The organism is Haliscomenobacter sp. (assembly GCF_041740695.1).
Taxonomy (GTDB): domain Bacteria; phylum Bacteroidota; class Bacteroidia; order Chitinophagales; family Saprospiraceae; genus Haliscomenobacter.
On sequence record NZ_JBGSLK010000018.1, the window covers coordinates 32,427 to 51,266 of the forward strand.

15 protein-coding genes are annotated in these 18,840 nt (G+C 48.1%); 2 read left to right on the forward strand and 13 right to left on the reverse strand.

Going from position 1 to position 18,840, the window contains the following annotated elements; all coding sequences use genetic code 11:
- Positions 1–249: 249 nt before the first annotated feature.
- The 3 genes from ACEW9O_RS03160 to ACEW9O_RS03170 all read right to left on the reverse strand — a co-directional run bounded on the left by ACEW9O_RS03160 (position 250) and on the right by ACEW9O_RS03170 (position 3,163).
- Complete coding sequence (locus ACEW9O_RS03160; RefSeq protein WP_373548669.1) at positions 250–1,116, reverse strand: LytR/AlgR family response regulator transcription factor; 867 nt, start codon at positions 1,114–1,116, stop codon at positions 250–252.
- Between the two features lie 284 nt (positions 1,117–1,400).
- Positions 1,401–2,591: a serine hydrolase domain-containing protein gene (locus ACEW9O_RS03165; protein WP_373548670.1), complete on the reverse strand. Its 1,191-nt coding sequence runs from the start codon at positions 2,589–2,591 to the stop codon at positions 1,401–1,403.
- 5 nt (positions 2,592–2,596) lie between these two features.
- Positions 2,597–3,163, reverse strand: a complete 567-nt coding sequence (locus tag ACEW9O_RS03170) for a hypothetical protein (protein ID WP_373548671.1) — start codon at positions 3,161–3,163, stop codon at positions 2,597–2,599.
- 203 nt (positions 3,164–3,366) lie between these two features.
- Here ACEW9O_RS03170 and ACEW9O_RS03175 point away from each other — a divergent pair, with 203 nt between their 5' ends.
- Entirely contained in the window at positions 3,367–3,609 is a 243-nt protein-coding gene (locus ACEW9O_RS03175; protein ID WP_373548672.1) for a DUF433 domain-containing protein, read from the forward strand.
- Positions 3,606–3,956, forward strand: coding sequence for a DUF5615 family PIN-like protein (locus ACEW9O_RS03180; RefSeq protein WP_373548673.1), 351 nt, complete (start codon positions 3,606–3,608; stop codon positions 3,954–3,956). Before ACEW9O_RS03175 ends, ACEW9O_RS03180 begins: the two co-directional genes overlap by 4 nt.
- Positions 3,957–4,094: 138 nt before the next feature.
- On the opposite strand, the gene ACEW9O_RS03185 is transcribed toward ACEW9O_RS03180, so the two are convergent.
- The 10 genes from ACEW9O_RS03185 to ACEW9O_RS03230 all read right to left on the reverse strand — a co-directional run bounded on the left by ACEW9O_RS03185 (position 4,095) and on the right by ACEW9O_RS03230 (position 18,837).
- On the reverse strand, positions 4,095–5,336 hold the full coding sequence (locus tag ACEW9O_RS03185) for a M20 family metallopeptidase (protein ID WP_373548674.1): 1,242 nt from the start codon (positions 5,334–5,336) through the stop codon (positions 4,095–4,097).
- A 160-nt stretch (positions 5,337–5,496) separates the two neighbouring features.
- Positions 5,497–7,206, reverse strand: a complete 1,710-nt coding sequence (locus ACEW9O_RS03190; protein ID WP_373548675.1) for an AMP-binding protein — start codon at positions 7,204–7,206, stop codon at positions 5,497–5,499.
- Between the two features lie 27 nt (positions 7,207–7,233).
- On the reverse strand, positions 7,234–8,004 hold the full coding sequence (locus tag ACEW9O_RS03195; protein ID WP_373548676.1) for an SDR family oxidoreductase: 771 nt from the start codon (positions 8,002–8,004) through the stop codon (positions 7,234–7,236).
- 365 nt (positions 8,005–8,369) lie between these two features.
- Complete coding sequence (locus ACEW9O_RS03200) at positions 8,370–9,653, reverse strand: flavin-containing monooxygenase (protein WP_373548677.1); 1,284 nt, start codon at positions 9,651–9,653, stop codon at positions 8,370–8,372.
- Between the two features lie 180 nt (positions 9,654–9,833).
- On the reverse strand, positions 9,834–11,930 hold the full coding sequence (locus ACEW9O_RS03205) for a T9SS type A sorting domain-containing protein (protein WP_373548678.1): 2,097 nt from the start codon (positions 11,928–11,930) through the stop codon (positions 9,834–9,836).
- Between the two features lie 23 nt (positions 11,931–11,953).
- Positions 11,954–14,092: a fibronectin type III domain-containing protein gene (locus tag ACEW9O_RS03210; protein ID WP_373548679.1), complete on the reverse strand. Its 2,139-nt coding sequence runs from the start codon at positions 14,090–14,092 to the stop codon at positions 11,954–11,956.
- Positions 14,093–14,208: 116 nt separating this feature from the next.
- Complete coding sequence (locus ACEW9O_RS03215; protein WP_373548680.1) at positions 14,209–15,840, reverse strand: T9SS type A sorting domain-containing protein; 1,632 nt, start codon at positions 15,838–15,840, stop codon at positions 14,209–14,211.
- A complete protein-coding gene (locus tag ACEW9O_RS03220) occupies positions 15,837–16,544 on the reverse strand; it encodes a hypothetical protein (protein ID WP_373548681.1) in 708 nt (235 codons plus the stop codon). Before ACEW9O_RS03220 ends, ACEW9O_RS03215 begins: the two co-directional genes overlap by 4 nt.
- A complete protein-coding gene (locus ACEW9O_RS03225) occupies positions 16,541–18,031 on the reverse strand; it encodes a Hint domain-containing protein (protein ID WP_373548682.1) in 1,491 nt (496 codons plus the stop codon). The genes ACEW9O_RS03220 and ACEW9O_RS03225 overlap by 4 nt, the downstream gene beginning before the upstream one ends.
- On the reverse strand, positions 18,028–18,837 hold the full coding sequence (locus tag ACEW9O_RS03230) for a hypothetical protein (RefSeq protein WP_373548683.1): 810 nt from the start codon (positions 18,835–18,837) through the stop codon (positions 18,028–18,030). Before ACEW9O_RS03230 ends, ACEW9O_RS03225 begins: the two co-directional genes overlap by 4 nt.
- Positions 18,838–18,840: the final 3 nt, after the last annotated feature.

Here is an 18,840-nt window from a genome sequence, read left to right on the forward strand (position 1 = left end):
TGCAAAATGGGCTTTAAAATTCAAGAGCTTGCTTAAACCAGCTCTAAGCCGGAAAAATACGAAACTTTATTGGGTCAGTTACTTGAAGTTTAAACAATTGCGACCGAGTGCGGGTTGAAGGGGCAAAATGTCGTATAGCGACGGGGAAAGGTTGTTGGTCGTCAGTGGAAATTTGATGAATGTGTAAAATACTTTTGGTCGACCAAAATCTAGTCAAAGGAGCGTCTATTATCAGGTGGACTGTCATCCTTACTGGCCAATCATCCAGTCCTTAAAGGCATTCGCCTTCTTTCTGCTCACACTCACCTCTTCCGAAAAAGCCGGACTCAACTGCAAAAGCAAACGCCCCGAACCATCCGTTTCCACCTTGCGAATGGCTTGGCGGTGGGCAATGATTTGTCGATTGAGGCGAAAAAATTCACTACTTGGCAAATTATCTTCCAGTTGCTCCAAAGTTTGATCAATGGTAAAAGATTGCCCCTGCAAGTTGCGGATCACGCACAAATCCCCCGCCACACTGAGGTAGGCCATTTCCTCCAGGTTCAAAGGTACCTGAGCTTTGCCCTGATTGACCAACAAACTGCGCAAAGAGCGCCCGCTTGGCGTATTGACATTGGGTACACTAGTACTTTCTAAACTGTTGATTCGCGTCTGCAAACCCTCCACTACCCGCAAGTGATAAACCCGCATCCACATTCCAATATACAACAAGTGCATCACCAACAAAAACATACAGGCCATCGGGATATCGGTCATAAAAACGATCTCGATGTTGAATAGCGGATGCCGTTGCGCCAGGTAGGTGTTGTACACAAAGGTAACCATCAAAACGATCAAACTGGAGAGGCCAAAACAGGTAGCGCCCTGGATCAATACGCGTTGAAAACCCTGGTCTACCCAGGAGTATTTTTTGTCAAAACGAAGGATGAAAAAACGGTTGAGTTCCCAAATCAAAAAGGTAACCAGAATGCCAACCCCCAAATCCAGATAGTACTGGGGATCCTTCAACAATTGTCCAAAGGAAGCTACTTCACCAATGTTGCGGTACAGGAACCCCCACAATGGAATGGCAATCAAACGAAGGTTGCGGTCAGGATAGGAAATGGATAAAAGCATAGTTGTGTGTTCCTGGCAAAAGTACAACTATGCTCAGATACGCAAAAAGAACTTGTTTTGATTTTGCGGCAAATAGTTCGTCATCTGAGTTTTTCAGAAGATCACCAAAGCGACATTTTTTTTCACAAAGAATACACAAAGGAGCACAAAGGACACAAAGCGAAGCCTTGTCAACGTCTAACTTTGTGTCCTTTGTGTCCTCTTTTTTTCCTTTGTGCTAATAAAATGCCGCTTTGGTTTTTATGAAAAAATCGGGATAATGAATATTTTTTGCGAAAACACCGTCACGGCAACTTCGACAAAACCTCCGGTACCCGATTCACCAGCACACTACTCAAAAAAGCAAAGCGCCCGCCCCCTTCCCGACCCACATTGGTGGAAGTAAACACCGTTATTTTTTGTTGGGGCAAATAAATCAGCGAGCATTGGCCGCCAATTCCGCCGCCATAGTGTCCAAACTCTGGCTGGCCGCCGCCAAAATTCACCCATACCAAACCCAGTCCATAATCCGGCTCAGTGGATTGCTTGCCCTGTACCCAACTCGTCATTTCCTTCCAGGATTGTGCGTTCAACAATTTGCCATTTGCCAGCGCATCCATAAAGGTGACCAAATCGAGGGGCGAGGCGATGATTCCATCTTCTCCATACCCAGAATAAGCGGCAATATTGAGGTTGGTTTGGGTGCAGTTTTCCAATACCCCATTGGCGTAACGATCCCAATAGTGGTTGGGCAAGCTTAAATTGGCCGGATAACCGCTTTGTAATTTGTAGTAGGTATTTTTCAGTTGCAGCGGCTCCAGGATTTCTGCTTTGATGACTTCGGCGTGGTCTTTGCCGCTGGTTTTTTCCAGCACATAAGTCAGGAGCAAGTAATTGGTATTGGCATAAGCCCAATCACTGCCGGGTTGAAAATGCAGCGGCTTATCGATTACGTATTCCAACAACTCCTCGCGCGACCAGGGGCGAGTAGGGCGATTCAGCAAGTCCGAAAGCCGCTTCAAATCTTCGTGAAATTCCCGATAGCCCGATGTTTGATTGAGCAGCATGCGCACTGTGACTCCCTTTGCCTGAGTAAGGCGATTGGCGATGGAGGTGGGCAAATAATTGGCAACCGGGTCGTCCAGGTTCAACAAACCTCGCTCGGCCAAGCGCAAGGTAGCTACGGCAATAAAAGTTTTGCTGACACTGTAGGCGTGTTGAACCTGGCAAGTTTGCATGGGGGTGTTGTCCTCCAACTTAGATAAGCCGCTGGTGCCAGTCCAAACTCCATTGGCATCTTTGATGGCCACCACCGCGCCAGGGATACCTTCGGCGACAAAGCTATCGATCAAAGTTTGTAAACGACCCGCCAAAGGATGGGTGGGATTGATGCCGGGTGCCACACAGTTTTGCTGCGGCGCGATGGCTTGTTCAGTGCTCTCACAAGCACTCAGCATACCGAGTACCAGTATGAATAAAATGGGTGCAATTTTCATGGGAATTAAAATTTGAAGGTTTGCCCTACGGTGATTAAATGGATGGGGAAAACGGGGAAGGCTTCGTTGTAGCCGAGCAGCGCCTGCGCCTGATACTGCACAAAAGGCCGCCAGTGTTCGCTGACCCGGTAACCCAAATGCAGGCCAGCGGGTACAAAAAGCAGCGCCTTTTGGTTCTTCTGCGTTTGCCATTGCCCTTCTCCATCCCTTACTAATCCAGGGCCCGAACCCTGATTCAATTGGTAACCCAGCCCCAGATCAAAACCCGCCTCCAGTTTACCGATGCGGGGGTGATAACTAAACTGGCTTTGCAGGTAAAAACTGCTGCCTTGTGAACGAGTGCGGTAATGCCCCAAATCCAGGCGCAGCCCTGATGTTTCCGCTTGATTGAGTGGGTAAGTGATGCCTGCACTGAGGCCCATATTCCGAAAATTTTCACTCAGCCGATAACCAGGCATGCCAAAAGCCGGGAAGTTTAGGGAGACTTGATACAGGAGTTTGGACTGCGCCCTCCCCCAGCCTACTACGGCCAGTACGAGTAAACTTGCAGCCAGCATTTTGTACTTTTTCATGATCCTTCATTTGGTGGATGATCGAATGATTTCGTTGGTTAATGGATGCAAAAAGCAGGGCCCAGGCCGCAGGATTGGCGGGGCTTTGCGGCTGAAGTGACGGAAAGGTGGGGGTGAAAGAGCGGGAATTGGGGGTGAGGGAAAACAGAATAGTATGGCATATTTAACAAAAAGTCTTTAATTTTGGATAAATTTCAATCGTAATGAGCACACATGATTTAGTTGAAAATTTCATTGAGGTCAATCCTTCTATAATGTTTGGGAAACCTGTCATTAAAGGTACTCGTATAACAGTAGAGCTAATTCTGGAAAAGCTAGCAATTGGTGAATCCTTTGATGCCATTTTAATTGAACATCCTCGCTTAGAACTGCACCATATCCAAGCAGCTTTCGCTTTCGCTGCCTTGGCGCTTAAAAGTGAATTCCTCATTCCCAGTGCAGCATGATTTTTTTAGCAGATGAAGGTGTGGACAAGTCCTTGGTAGAGTTATTGAGGGCTGCGAGTTATGATGTGTTTTACGTTGCAGAATCAGCAAGTAGCATCTCTGACGAAGAAGTATTGGCATTAGCCAATAGCGATGGTCGTATTCTTATCACGAGAGATAAAGATTTTGGAGAATTAGTTTATCGATTAAAAAGGATTCACTCTGGTATTATCTTGGTTCGGATGGAGGAACTCCCTTCTATTTCCAGATCGACTTATGTTGATCATTTCATTCGTGAAAACTTGGATAAATTAGCTGGCCATTTTGTGGTATTACAACCAGGTTTAACAAGAATTCGAAAGTTATAGCAGGAGTTCAGAAAGTATTTATACCGGAGAAGTTAAATATTTATTAGATCTGACACCCCAAAGAGCGCAAGACACAAATCAAGGCGAAAACCTTTGAATTTGCGGTAAACTTGAACCCCAGCGAATATTCCTCCCCCCCTACCCATTTTTAAACAACTGAATCAGCGCTGCAGTCATTGCAGCAATCCCGGTACGAATCGTCCCCGGCAGATACGGATTAAATACTGAGCTGTGCAGCGGCGGGTAGGTTTCTGTGGATTTAGGCTGCATGTTTTCATCAAATTTGTTCGGATTGACCGAGCCAAGCCAAACAAAGCCCAATGGGATTTTCCCATCCAGACCATAGCTTGAAAAATCCTCTCCAAAGGTATAGCAAGGTTCCTGGCGCACCATGTCTTTCCCCAATGTTTGTTCAAAACTGGATTGTAGTTTGTCCATCAGCGCCACATCATTGATCACGGGTTTGGTAAAAAAGCCGCGCTCGATGACTTCAGGGAACAGCTCCTTCGGCAAACCCGAGGCAATGGCCTCACCCTCGCAGATCTGTTTGATTTCTGCCATAATTTTTTCATAAACGGCCACACTGAAGCAACGCACTGTGAGTTTCAATTCCACTTGATCGGGCAAAATATTGTGCGACAAACCCCCATGGATGCTACAAACTGAAACTACCGTAGGTTCAAAGGGCGACATCACCCGGCTGACTATGGTTTGCAAGCGCACAACAATGCTCGAGGCCAGTACCACCGCGTCTTTGGTCGTTTGGGGATAGCCTCCGTGTCCGCTAATGCCTTTGACAATGATTTTTGGCATTTCGATCAAAGCCATCGCTGGTCCACGCACGACTCCGATGGTACCAGCCGGCAAAGTTGGCGAAACATGGTAGGCCAAAGCTGCTTTCGGAAGTGGAAAATGATCGAACAAACCCGCTTTGATGAGTTTATCGGCACCATTGTCAAATTCTTCACCGGGTTGGGTCACAAACACCATTGTACCCGCCCATTCAGACTTCAATTTAGCCATTGCTCGGGCCACCCCAATCAAATTTGCAGAATGCAGCGAGTGCCCGCATTGATGCCCGACATTGGGAATTTTAGAGGCCCAGGCTTCGCCACGCAGGTCGGGTTGGGGCAAGGCATCACAATCGGCGCGAAACAAATAGGTGGGGCCTTCGCCGTTTTTCATCACCGCCACGACTCCAGTTTCGCACACCATTTGTACCACATCACAACCGGCAGCACGGAGCTCTTCGGCCTGGCGTTGGGAGGTATTGAAGGTGTCCATCCCGATTTCGGGATTTTCGTTGTAGTGGCAAAAGAGTTGAAAAATACGCTCGTAATCTGCTTCGACGTGCTGGCGGATGGTATCTATTAGTGGCATGTTGAGGAAATGTGTGGTGATAGAATTGGTGACAAATCTACTAAAGGTGTTCCTTAGGTGTCTAAGGTGGTGAGAGAAAAATACCCTGCTGCGCAGGGTTGTGATTTATTGAACCACCTTAGAAACCTAAGACACCTTAGAAACACCTTAGAAGGAAAACCTACTCCCATATCACCCGCTCCCCTTTTTCAAACCAATGCTCATACTGCTCCGCATACTTCCGATTCAGCGCCTCCCTGCGGATTTTCAAGGTAGGCGTCAGCACTCCATTTTCTACCGCCCAGGGCTCCCGAGTGATGACCACCGCTTTCACCCGTTCGTAATGCGCCAGTCCAGCATTGACCTCCTCCAGGGTTTGGATCAAAGAAGCTTGGACCATTTCCAGTGGCGTTTTTTGGCCAATCTCAGAAAGCACCGCCAGTGCCAGGGGTTGCGGGATGGAAAAACCTACCACGCACAACTGTTCGATGTAGCTGTTTTTGGCAAAACCCCATTCAATCGGCGCGGGGACGATAAATTTCCCTTTGGCCGACTTAAAGGTATCGGACACGCGACCCGTCAGTTTCAGGTAACCATCCGGGGTGATCTCTCCTTGATCACCAGTATGGAGCCAACCATCCTGAATGACCTGCGCGGTACGTTCCGGGTCTTTGTAATAACCAGCCATTATCCAGGGGGCACGCATGATCACTTCCTGGGTTTGGGGATCGATGCGGATTTCGACATTGGCCATTGGTTTGCCCACTGTACCGGGGCGAATGTCGGCGCGGGGCATTAGGGTACAGCCACCCGCATTTTCAGTCATGGCGTAAACTTCCTGGACGGCCAGGCCCAGTTTTTTGAAAAAAGCTTTCACTGAGTCGGGCGTAGGTGCAGCCCCGGTCAGTAAAACCCTGGCTTTGCTCAAACCCAGTCCCTGAATGATTTTATGCTTCAAAAATGCCCCCAGTACCGGAATCGAGAGCAACAAATTTAAGCGCCTTTCCGGCAAACGTTCCAGAATGGCCAGTTGAAATTTGGACCAAATGCGTGGTACCGCCATGAATAGAGTGGGCTGAGTACTTTGTAGATTTTGGGCAAAAGTATTAATCGACTCGCTGAAAGAAATGCTACCCCCGGTGGCCATACACGCACATTCCACAATGATGCGCTCGGCGATGTGATTGAGCGGCAGGAAAGAGAAAAAGCGATGGTCTTCGGTAGAAAAATCGATCAGGTTGCCGTTGACTTTTTCGTTGTGAATCAAGGCAGCGGCGTGGTAATAATTCAGCATCACCCCTTTGGGTACACCAGTGGTGCCGGAGGTAAAAATGACCGTCCACAGGTCGTGGAGTCCAGGAAGAGGGTTGCCTTCAATGGGGGTTACTCCAGCGAGCAATTGATCCCAATCCAGGCCTTCTTCAACGCGCGAATTGCCCTCATAATGGGGAAAGCGAATCAGCTCCACCCCTTCCACCACACCTGAACGCATGCTGCCCCAATCATCCAGTTTGCCCACCAACATGACCCTTGCCTCGCTGGCCGACAACACCTGATTGAGTTCTTTGGCGGTCAGGTTGGGGTAAAAAGGCACCGAAACAAAGCCCCCCATCATCAGCGCCAGATCGCTGACGATCCAGTGGTAACAGTTTTTAGACACGATGGCGACTTTGTCCCCCTCTTCCAAGCCCATGCCGTACAAGGCGCGAACCAGTCGGCGTGCCATTTGCCCAACTTCGCTCCAGGAATAGGTTTTCCAGTCATTCCCTTCTGGTTGACGCAAAAAAACGGCATCGCCTTTTTTTTGTTCCCATTCATAAAAATAGGCCAGTATGCTCTTTAGGTTGGCTTCATTCAAGCCCTTGAGTTCTTGTTTGTCTTGGAGTGTCATGAACTGATGTTTTCACAAAGTATTCAATCAAATCTGAAACTGTTGGCCATGCAAGCGTTGCCCACCATCCACGTACATGGTCTCGCCCGTGATGTAGGATGCATACGGGGAAACCAAAAACACGCTCAACCAGGCCACCTCATCAGTAGTACCCAGGCGTTGCATCGGAATGGTTTCAGCCAGGCCGTTCAACATCTCCGGAGGGTAGTTTTCGAGTCCTGAAGACTGGATGATACCCGGGGCCACTGCATTGACCCGAATGTTGTATTTGCTCCACTCCACGGCCAGGGTCTTGGTTAGGTTGTCCACTCCGGCGCGGGCAGCGCCAGTATGCGCCATTCCGGGGACTCCCCGGTAAATATTGACGATAATGTTGAGGATAGCCCCTTGTTTTTGGGGGATAAAAAAAGCTTTGGCCATCGCCTGGGTCATGTACCAGGTGCCATTGAGGTTGTTGTTGATCACGGCATTCCAACCTTTTTCGGCCATGTCTTCAGCCAGAGAGGGGAATTGTCCGCCCGCATTGTTGACCAAGATGTCCAGGCGCCCGGCTTTTTCCCGAATGAACGCTACGAGTTGTTGGATTTGGGCGCTATCCCGGATGTCACACACCTGATAATGGCAAGTGCCCAGTTGGCTCAGGTTCTCCTGTGCTTTTTGGAGTTTTTCTTCTTTGCGCCCGGAGATAAAAACCTGGGCACCTGACTTTAACAATTGGCTAGCAATGGCATATCCGATGCCACTTCCGCCGCCGGTAACCAGGGCGACTTGTTGGGAAAAAACATTTGCTTGCAGCATAAACTCAAGATGTTGATGAAAAATGGGGTGCAGGTTTGCAGGGTTTGTCGCTCGACTCTAAATTTTATAAAATTGTTGCGACAATAAGTGATACAATTTGCACCATATTAGAGCGTACGACCAGCGGCAGCGCCGCGAAACGTCGATAGCATTTAAGCCAAGCAGTGCATTTAAGGTGCGTAGCACCGGAACAGCGGGCAATTGTTCCGGTGCTACGCACCTTAAATCTACCTTCGTTCCCTTACCCTATTGACGTTGCGCGGCTCTGCCGCTGGTCGGCTCATTTGGGGCAACTGCATGGATATAACTTTTTATCGCTTCGCCTTTTGTCTGACGGCAAACCTTGGAATTCCTACGCCTAAATATTATGGGGCATCTTTAGGAATTTGCCTTTTCAATTCCCGCTCGAATTCGTGCGCGTGAACTTCGATGCTATGGCGTTTGGCCTGTAAAAATTCCCGACTGACATGCTCGGCATCCTTCTCCGCCAATTCTGCCAGATTTTTAGGCAAAGCCCAGCGCCCGACAATGTAATTTGCAGCCAATTTGGCCTGTAAATCACTATACGGCCAAACAGCGCCCTGCGGTTGAAAAAGTCCAATAAAAATCAGACTGGGATGCTGAGGATGGAACATGCGCAGGTAAAGGGGCACCCGATCCGCTTCTTCGTAATTGATAAAATCGGGGGCAAAAAACGGAGTGCTGATTTTGTAGCCCGTTGCAGCGACGATGGTATCGTACTCCTCTTCTACCCCATCGGCAAAATACACTTTGTGGCCTTCCACCTTCACGATGCCCTTGCGGGGATGGACTTTGCCGTGGCGAATTTTGTACAACAATTCTGAATTGACCGTGGGATGCGCCTTGAGGACTGGAAAATCTGGATCAGGCAAGCCGTAATCTGAATATTTCCCCACCTGTATCCTCAGACTCAACTGGCGTAAAAAAGCCGCAATGGGTTTGGGAACCCACAACATTTGGCCGTTAAAGGTATCAGTAGGTTTGCCCATAAAAAACTTGGGCACGATGTATTGTGGCCCTCGGGTACTGATGGCCACAAAACTGGCTACCCGGCTGATTTCCACCGCGCAATCACAACCCGAATTGCCCGCACCTACGATCAACACCTTTTGGCCTTTGAATGGCTCGGCTGTTTTATAATTGTGGGAATGCATGTACCGCCCTGCAAACTGAGTCGGCCAATGCTCAGGGTGTCGGGGCACATTGTGGTGGCCATTGGCAACGAGCAAATAATCAAAGGTCTTTTGTAGGCCGTCGCCTAGGGTAATCAACCATTTTTCACCCGCGATTTTTTCTGCCTTTTGCACTTTGGTATTGAACTGAATATAGGGATACAAGCCAAAATGCGCTGCGTAAGCCTGAAAGTATTTCAACAATTGATCGTGGGAAGGGTAATCTGGATAGTCGGCGGGCATCGGAAAGTCGGCGAACTGCGACATCGTTTTGGAGCTGATGATGTGGGTTGTTTCACACACGCTTGAATGAGATTCTTCCGCTGAGTACACCCAATTGCCACCAATCTGGTCGTTTTGTTCGTAACAGACGACATCGGTCAACCCTGCTTGCAATAAATTTTTCAGCGTGGTAATACCCGAACAGCCTGCGCCAATGACACAAATTCGCTTCATGATCTGATGTAGTTTTTTTCAACTTCAAGTAAAAATAGTAAAAAAGCAAAAGCGAATAACAAAAAGCAAAGGGAGGTCCTTTTTACTTTTCGCTATTCGCTTTTCCCCAAGAAATGGTATAGCCCGATTTGACAGGGTTAGTCAACTAGGGAATTACTGTCTATTTATTTTACTCGTTCCTCATCTCTGTGCCTGGATGATTTTATGGTAGTTCGTTTGGCCGGACTTGTGACGCACAAAAACATAAAACACCTGCTGGTTTTGTGCTGTGCCCAAATCAAGTTCCAGTACATTAAGGCCTGAAACAAGCATTGCCTGTTGTTTTAATACAACTTGTCCCAGCGTATTGTACACCACTATGTCGCTATTCCCAGGTAAGGATGAGTCAATTTCCAGTTTAAAGGTCTTTTCAAAAGGATTAGGGTATACTTTTGACAAAAAACGCCCCATTGCCGTGGAAGTTATTGATTGGGGTTTGGCGCTGAAAACCCCTAAATCCTCGGCACCCCCAAAATTGGCCGCTAAGGTTGGAACTTGAATGCTAATATTTTTCTCACAATAAGGCCAACTGTTATTCAATACAGCTACCGTATAGGTTCCGGCAGCTAAATTGCTTCTATCTTCTGTGGTGGGTCCACCTGGGCCCCAGGAAAAGATCATTGGCCTTACTCCACCAAACACACTCAGGTCAATTTTGCCATTGTTGCTGCCATTGCTGGCGGGAGTAACCACGTATGATACCTGGAAGAAAGGAGCAACAAAATCTGCAGGAATACTGGTATTGTACACCTCTCGGCATGTTTTTCCAGTACTATTTTGTCTGCTGGTGATGGTCAACGTGTAATTTCCAGCTTGGGTAGCACTAATCTGACTGGTACTAGCCCCGGTATTCCACAGATAACTCAGGCTATTGTTGTTGCTACTGCTTGCAAACGACACCCCAATGTTTTTTATCACATCACAATCGTAGCTAATATTGTTTAATGCCTCAAAACTGATCGTTTCACCTCCCAGTCTATTGCTGGTCAATATTTTTTCAATACTATTGCCACATGCATCCTTAACCCTAACTTTGGGAGAGCCTACATTCCCCTGACTGGGAATCACGGGTGACAATGGGTTGTTTATGTCTCCTGCAACCAGCGAATACACCGTATTGCTAAGATTGCCCACAAACCATTCATACGTATAGGGTCCTTTGCCTCCACTGGCTTTGATCAAAAATTGTTCGCTGGGGTGTGCACACTGATTGATCCCTTCCGCACTGACGATTCGAAGCGCAGGAAAAGTAGCTCCAAAATTGTAACTCTGTGTTGTCGTAGTATTGCATACATCGGTAATGGTTACTGTTCGGCTACTAGAGCTACGCGTCATACAAGCGGAGGTTGAACCATTGCTCCAGGTGTATTGAAAGGGGCCCAAACCCCCACTTGCCTTTACACAAATTGTCTTTTCCTGCGGCACAGAACAATCTCGGCTGGTGTCACTCACTATACTTAGCGCTTTTGGTGTTCCAATCGGCACAATTACACACTGGTTCGTTACTTTATTACAGCCCCGATCCGTCAACTTGTAACAGTGGGTGCCAGCATTGATGTTGTTCACACAGGCTCCTGTTTTTCCCAATGCTGGCCAGTCTATTTTCCATTTGCTAGTGTCGACGTTGATGCAAATGCTCCCCCCTCCCTGGCCACTGCTACAACTTGCCTGGATGCTGATTTGGGCAGAGCCTGGTACAGCTTGGCTCACCAAGGGTACGTAGCTGATTGACTTTGAAGCTCTTAACCCCTTAGAGTCGGTTACTGTGATGGAATAAGTCCCGGATCGGGATACCGATACCGGATTCTGAGGCGGTACATACAATGATCCAGGCCCCACCCAAACATAGGTATAAGGAGCATCACCACCGCTAGGGGTGATCACAATGCTGCCATTGGCATCACAATTGTAAAGGATCGTATCTTTGATGCTCAATTGTTTCCCTACCGTGGCACTTAACTCGGCAGCACATTCAAAGCGATTGAATACTTTCACCGTATAAGTGCCGTGACACAAGTTGGGTAGGGTTTTAGTACCCGTAAAAGGGCTACTGAAGGGGATTTGAGTGCCATCGGACTTAATCAGGGTGATCGTGAAGGGCCCAGCAGTACCCGTTGCTTCTACCCTGATGCTGCCCGTACAGCTGCCCGTAGCCGCCGTGGTACTGACGATGCGGATGGTGGCGAATACCTGGAGGCTCAAACAAAAGCTGAGGAGGAGAAGGATTGTCTTTTTCATGGTGTTTTGTTTTTTGTGGCGGGTTACAAGGATTTAGTCACCGCTGCGGACATGCCCGAAGCGCTGCCGTCCAAAAATTTGGCGACAAGTTGATATTGGTAATTCTCCCCACTTTTGGTCTGGGTATCTCGCCAGGCGTAGTAGGCTCGACCTTGTTCTACTTGCCCAAGCGGCAAAAAGGTAGCGGCGTCCAGGTATTGAAATTCGCGCAAAGGTCCGCCATTTTCAGCGCGGTATACCACAAAAGCGCGCAACAAGGGATCCTGCACATACTCCCAACTGAGCTTAATGGCGGGTTTGTTCTCCACAATCGTTGATTCTGCTTTTACTGCACTGAGTGCTGGCCGCTTCACGTTGGGCAAAGTCACCTTCACCGTGGCCGAAGTGCTGCTCAAGCCAGCCTCGTCGGTGGCTACGACGCGGTATTCCCAATCTGCGGCATCGCGTAAAGTGGTGTCGAGCGTCATTTGATCCCCGGAAAGGCTATCTGTTAAGGTGGCAATGGTCGTCCAGTCAGTTTGTAAGATCGAACGGCGTTGCACTTCGTGGCTCACTACGTCGGTACTGACACTGGGTGCCCATTTTGCTTTGACGCCCAGGCTAACGGGCTCCACTTCTGCCAGATTGGGCTGAGCGGGAGGGATCACATCGGGGCGTTTGAGACTGAGTGCAGTCGATAAATCGCCCAAATTGTCGCGAAAATCTACTGCGCGTACTTTGAAGTAGACGTACTCCGAACTGGTGTTCATCGGCACCTGGATGGAAAAAGCATTAGCCAACACTGTTTCACCGTTGACCTGCACATATTCGCCCTCCAAAGCGTCAGCCAAATAAATGCGATAACCACTCAGGTCGGCTTCGGGGTTGTGCGTCCATTTGATCAGAGTGAGGCCAGTGGCGTCGATTTGGCCACTGAGGCCCGCTACTTGCACGGGTGGGGTGTTGTCTTCGGGTTGGCCCAGCAATGCAAGCGAGGCATATTCCCGGTCGTGTACATCCACCGCCTTTACCTGGTAATAGTTGGTATGTAGCGGAGTGGCGTCCAGGTACTCTCGGGCAGTCGCTGCTGTCAAGCTACTCAAGGCGACAAAGGGGCCATCTACAAAGGGTGAGCGATAGATTTTAAAACCCTTGATTTGGGCATTCAAACCGCTGGGGAAACTCCATTTCACCAAGAGTTTGCTCCCCGTTTCCCGCGCTACATCCGTGATGGAAGGCTTTTCGGCCAATGGTGCCGGGGTACTTTTGGCATTGTTGCTGGTACCCAGTGCACTGATGCCAAAAATGGAATGCCCCCGCAAACGGTACTGGTATGTCACGCTTTCCGACTCCAGGGTATCTGTATAGAACACCGCGTTGGGGTTGAGTGCAGTTTCTGTTTCTGGCGGAAGGATAGTTTCCTGATTGCGTTTTTGCCAGCTGCTCCCATTGTCTGCCGAACGCTCTACATCATAGCCCGTGTAGTACATGTCCAGACCTTGCTTTGACCAACTCAGCAAAACTTGCTTGACGTTGACATCGGTAGTAGGTGCGGGTAAAGCGGGCAAGCTCTGGGTTTGGCGGGTATCGATGGTCGTCAGCCAGGCTGCGCTCGTTTGGGTCGTATCGGCACTGTAAAAGCGGATCCGGTATTCGTAAACCGAGTTGGCGGCCACCGTATTGTCCCGAAAACCCAAGCCCATCGCCAAAGCCACCGGGAAAGAGGCATCCGCAGCCACGAGCCCCAGGCCAAAACGGCTATCGTTTTGCTCACTCAGGCTGAGCGCACGGACAAAGGGATCGCCGGTACCCACACTCACTTGTACGCTGTCTTCGAATAAAGCAGCCCCAGCCACCCCGGCAGCATTGCTGGTGTCCGACATTGCTTCAAACACTTCCACGGGTTGTGGCAACAACTGAGTGGTCAAAACAACCTTGGAGGCGAGAATTTGCTCCGCACTCAGGGTACTGCCCGTGTTCCAAATGGTGTAGCGCTCCAGGCGATAACCCTGATCCCGACCTTGTTGCCAGGATTTGAAATCGGTAGGTGCCCAGCGCAAGAGGGCTTTGCCATTGCTGTGAATGCCCAATAAGCGCACCTGGGCCTCACTTTGGGCATTCAGGCCAATGCTGCTGAGGCACAGCAGGAGTAGCCAAATGATGCTCGATGGGTGTTTTATCATGTCCTTGTGTTGTAGTTTTTACATAAATACAGAATCAGCCCGATGGCGGCTGATTGCCACGGAACTCTAGCATTAAATTCTACATACACAAAAACAAGCAGCGAAGCTGCCTATCGTTATTTCAACAAAAATTGCTCTATTTTCCTGGCACCATTTTGCGCCCTTAACTCCAGCAAATAGAAACCTTTCGGCCAGGTGCTGAGGTCGATGGACGTGGAAATGGACTGCCCGCTTACTGCTGCCTGAAACCGAGGGCGACCCAGTAGGTCATACACCCGGATTTGAGCCAAATCGACCTGGGCTTGGGCAGACACTTCCAAACGGGTAGTGGCCGGATTGGGCCAAAGCTGCACCAGTGCTGGCAATGCCTCGGGAGTGCGGGTGCTCGTGGTGTTGCTTTTCGGTTCGTATACCCACAACTCTCGCCCGGCGACAGGGGTGTTGGCCGTAAAAAAGAGACGATTGCCCGCCGGGGTCAGTTGTTCGGGTTCGCTGCTGATGCTGCCAGGGCGGAGATCAATAAAGCGGGTACCTGCTGCCGTGCCATCTGATTGATACAACTCATCACCGCCGCCAGCGCGGTAACCGACGTAGTACAACGAATCCTGCAACACACAGAGGTAATCTCCACCGTAATAAGTGGAGTTATTGCGGTTGTCTACAATCGGGAAACGGGTGCCCGCCAGGGTACCATCGGTAGTAGCGACACCGGAGGGTTGGCCAGCATGCAAAAACAACTTGTTCCGATATGGCGTGAGGTAATTGACATCCTCTTTAGAGCGATCGTTAAAATCGAGTTGTTTGGTGCCGGCCACCGTACCATCGGATACAAAAAAATCGCGATAGGTACAAAAGCTGGTGCCCAGTGGGCAAGCGGAATAAAAGAAAAGGTTGTTCCAGCCAATAAATTCCCGTTCGCGACGCGCCACTTCACCGGTAACGACCGGCTCATAGGTAGCCAGCCGCAGCGTGCCCGCGGCAGTGCCATCCGTACGGTAGAGTTCATCTTTTTTGCTGTACTGGAAAAAGAAAAACACCTGCTTTTCGGTTGCGGTCAACAAAGGGGAACCGCCCAGCTCGCCATCATTCTTCAGGGTGTGGTAGGCTTGGGTGCCCGCCACAGTGCCATCCGACTTGATGAGTTGGTAAGTACTGTCTTTGCTTTGGGCCAGCAGAATGAGTTGATTGGAAAAGGATACTACATCTAGAATGCCATCGGGGCCTTTGTAGCGGGCCAACATCTGGTTTTCACTCGTAGTGGGATTGTAACGCCACAGTTCGGTTTGGTCAAAAAACTCGGAAGCCGAAGCGCTCACGTAAAAAATTTGCCCCTGGTGTACTACTACCTTGCGAATTAGCCTGCTGGCATTGCTGAATAGCTTGCGGGTGCCCGCTGCGGTACCATCTGTGATCCACAATTCGCCACCTGTGCGGTTTCCATTGTTGCGATCCGCTACAAAGAGCACTTGTTTGCTGTCGTAAGGCAAAAACTCGGGATAGTCTTCCCCATTGGTGCCCACCATCAGCATGCTGGTACCTGCCTCGCTGCCATCAGATGACCAGAGCTCGTATTTGAACTGACGGTACACGACAAAGAGTACGCGGTTGCCTACGCCGATTCTGAGCTCGTCCTGGGCGTCGTTGAAAGTGGAAGTGGTGCCGGGAATGAGATCGAGTACCTGGCGCGGGGTTTGGGCGCCGAGGTGCTGGAGCAGGAGGAAAAAGATGATGTAAAAGAGGTATTTCATGGTTTTGGTTTGTTGGATTGCTCGTCAATCAAAAATTCTTGGAGGTCAAAAGCACTTGAAGGTGGATTATTCCGATATTCACGTAATAGAATTTCTGGATTCACGTACAGTTTAAAACCTTTTTGCCAGATGGGATTTTCCCGATCGAGTTCATCCTCAGCAGGGGTAACATTAATGGCTAGGACTTCTTTTATTTCTTTGAGACAATTCTCTAAACGAACGCTATTGTTTTTTGCAAGATTCACTTGCCAGTCATAATCATTTTGATATTCAAATCTAATTGGCAGCCAAATACTTGTATTGATTGAAATGCAAAAAGCTCGTTCAAAAAACCGAAAGCTATCCACAACAATCAGGTCATTTTGGAGCACCATTTCCTTGTTATCATCAAGGACAAATCCATATCCTCCGATTCGAAGAATTTCAACAGATATCTCCTTTTGAAGAATTAGCTCCTTTAAGTTACAAATTGATTGCTGTATGGTTTTTCCTTGAATTTCAATTCTCCGTGATGGCTCATCAATTACATATGTTGGAAATAGCAATTGATGCTTAGATAAAAGCAAAAGCAGTTGCTCCAAATCCACATACACCTTTTTATTCGCAGTACGATCAATGATGTATTGCGGATATTCAGTAGCCTCACTATCATGAAAATACCAAGAAATTTCAAATCCCATGTAAGGAAATTTTATTGTTTTCATAGGTCAGCAACAGTTTTTACAATTTTAGTGCCATCTGAAAGATGAAAATGAAATTCGTGGATACCTGCACCTTTATCTGGAAATGTCAATTTTGCTTGATATCGCATTTCCTTAATGATACTCGGATTTAGGATATCGTCTATAGTTGTTTCTGGATCACAAATAAATCCAAGGATTTTTTTCTCTGAGTTGACTTCTATTAACTGTTTTGCAGCACCTTGAATTTTAGTCGCATTAAGTTTTCCTTCTAAATACTTAAACTGGTATGCTACAAGGTATGCATCCGGAATGTTAGGGTTTTTAATTCCTAAATCAACATCATGAAGTCCAGTACCTGTATTATGTTCAAATCGTAAATCACTCACCGAAATATCTTTTGAGATCAATTCCTCTGCATTATTTAAAGCCTGATTCACGGATCTTACGCTTTGAAGGTCAGCTTTAGCATTATTAAGTAGCTGCGTGTACCCTTCAACATTTTCAAATACTCCAGACTCGATTCTTTGAAGTAGTTTAAGGCCATCCTCTCCAGCTGATGCAAGAGTTTTTAGCAGTTGTTCAAACGCCTCTGGTCTACCAAATCTATTAGCAATTCTTGAGATTCTCTCTCTATAGTTTTCAATCAAACAAGTCAATGGATCGGTTAACATCACCTCCACCATACACCCATTATTGTGCACGACCATCCCTTTTCCCGTCACCAGAAAATTGTGTGCTCGCCATACCTCCAGGTTGTACACCTTGGTACTCAGCCCCGCATGTGGCCGCTTGATCAAAAACTGTACGGTATCGCCCGATTGGGTCAGGATATGTTCACCCAGCGCCAGTTCACCTGCGTATACGTACTGGGCGCGGTCGGTGGAATAAAAGGGGTGATTGTAGGTAGCCCCCACGGGCTGTTTGGAGGAGGTAAAGTACAAATCCCATACCTCAGCGCTCTCGTGGGCAAAAAAGCCAGTGAGGGGGTAGTGGGCGTAGTCGCCCTGGGCTCGGTAGTCCCAACTGCGGGTATCGAGGGTGCTGGGCAGAATGGCTTCGAGTCGGGCTCGGCCTACGATGCCCATTTCGGGCATGAGCAGGGTGATGTGGTCACCGGGGGCGCGAGCCCCGTGCTGCTGCATCCACCACAGGGGGCGGCGCAGGTAAACTTGGGCGGTAGAGCCATCGGGTTTGGTGTAGCTCAGGTGCAGCCAGCGCCAGGTGGCGGGGGTGATTTCTTCGAGGTCGACCTCTTTTACGTCGCCGGGTAGGGTGTGGGCGGCATTGAGGGCTTGGATGCCGAACTCGGTGGTGGTGCTAGGGTCGTAGCTGGTGGGGGTACTGGCAGCTTGGTAGGCCGGGATAGGGGTGGCGGGGTTGAGGGCTTCGATGGGTTGGGCGCCGAGGGTGGTGACAGTGCCCGGAATGAGGTCGAGTACCTGGCGCGGGGTTTGGGCGCTCAGGTGCTGGAGAAAGAGGAAGAAGAGGATGTAAATGAGGTTTTTCATGGCTTAGTAGTTATTGGATTATGAGCTTTTTCATCATTAATAATACCCTGATTTAAGCGAGTATATCCACTATGATGCTCTTGACTATTGTAAAAATGACTGAAAAAATCGTGGGCATCTGGTAAATGTTCATAAATGCCTGAAGAAATGTGATCTACATGCAAATTATCCCAACCACTGTATTTAAGTTTAATCGATTCCACCAAAATATCATCCTTAATCCATTCATCGACTGATTTTTCTTTAATAAGTAATGGAAGTTCCTCTTTCAATATTTCACAAATCCTTATATACTCATTTTTAGATATCTCTTGGAAGTGAGCTGGAATCCAACGGACATTTTCTTCTGATGTATCTCTAAAACTCCCCAAACGAAACCCGTAACAATATTCAAACTGAGAATTTTTAAACCTGCATTTAAAAAAGTAAGAGTTCCAAAAATTACATTGTTGGAATAATACTGATACGAAATAAGAGCCTAAACTGCTCTCATCAAAACTACAATCAATAAACTTACAATCAATAAACTCCTCGCCAATATTACTCGCATGAATTTTGCAATTTTCAAAAATACAACTTACAAACTTAGAGTCCATTATAATGCATCGAGTAAAATGGGATTTTTTGAAAATTATTTTTTCAAAAACACATCCCTTACAATAAAACTGGATAAACAGTTCTATAAATTCAAAATTCAATAGATGCATCTCAACAAACTCAAATTCGGGTATAGAATCTGTGCTTTCGACTTCAAATCGAATAGTATCAACAACTCTATCCATATCATCCTTTGTTAGCTCAGTCATATC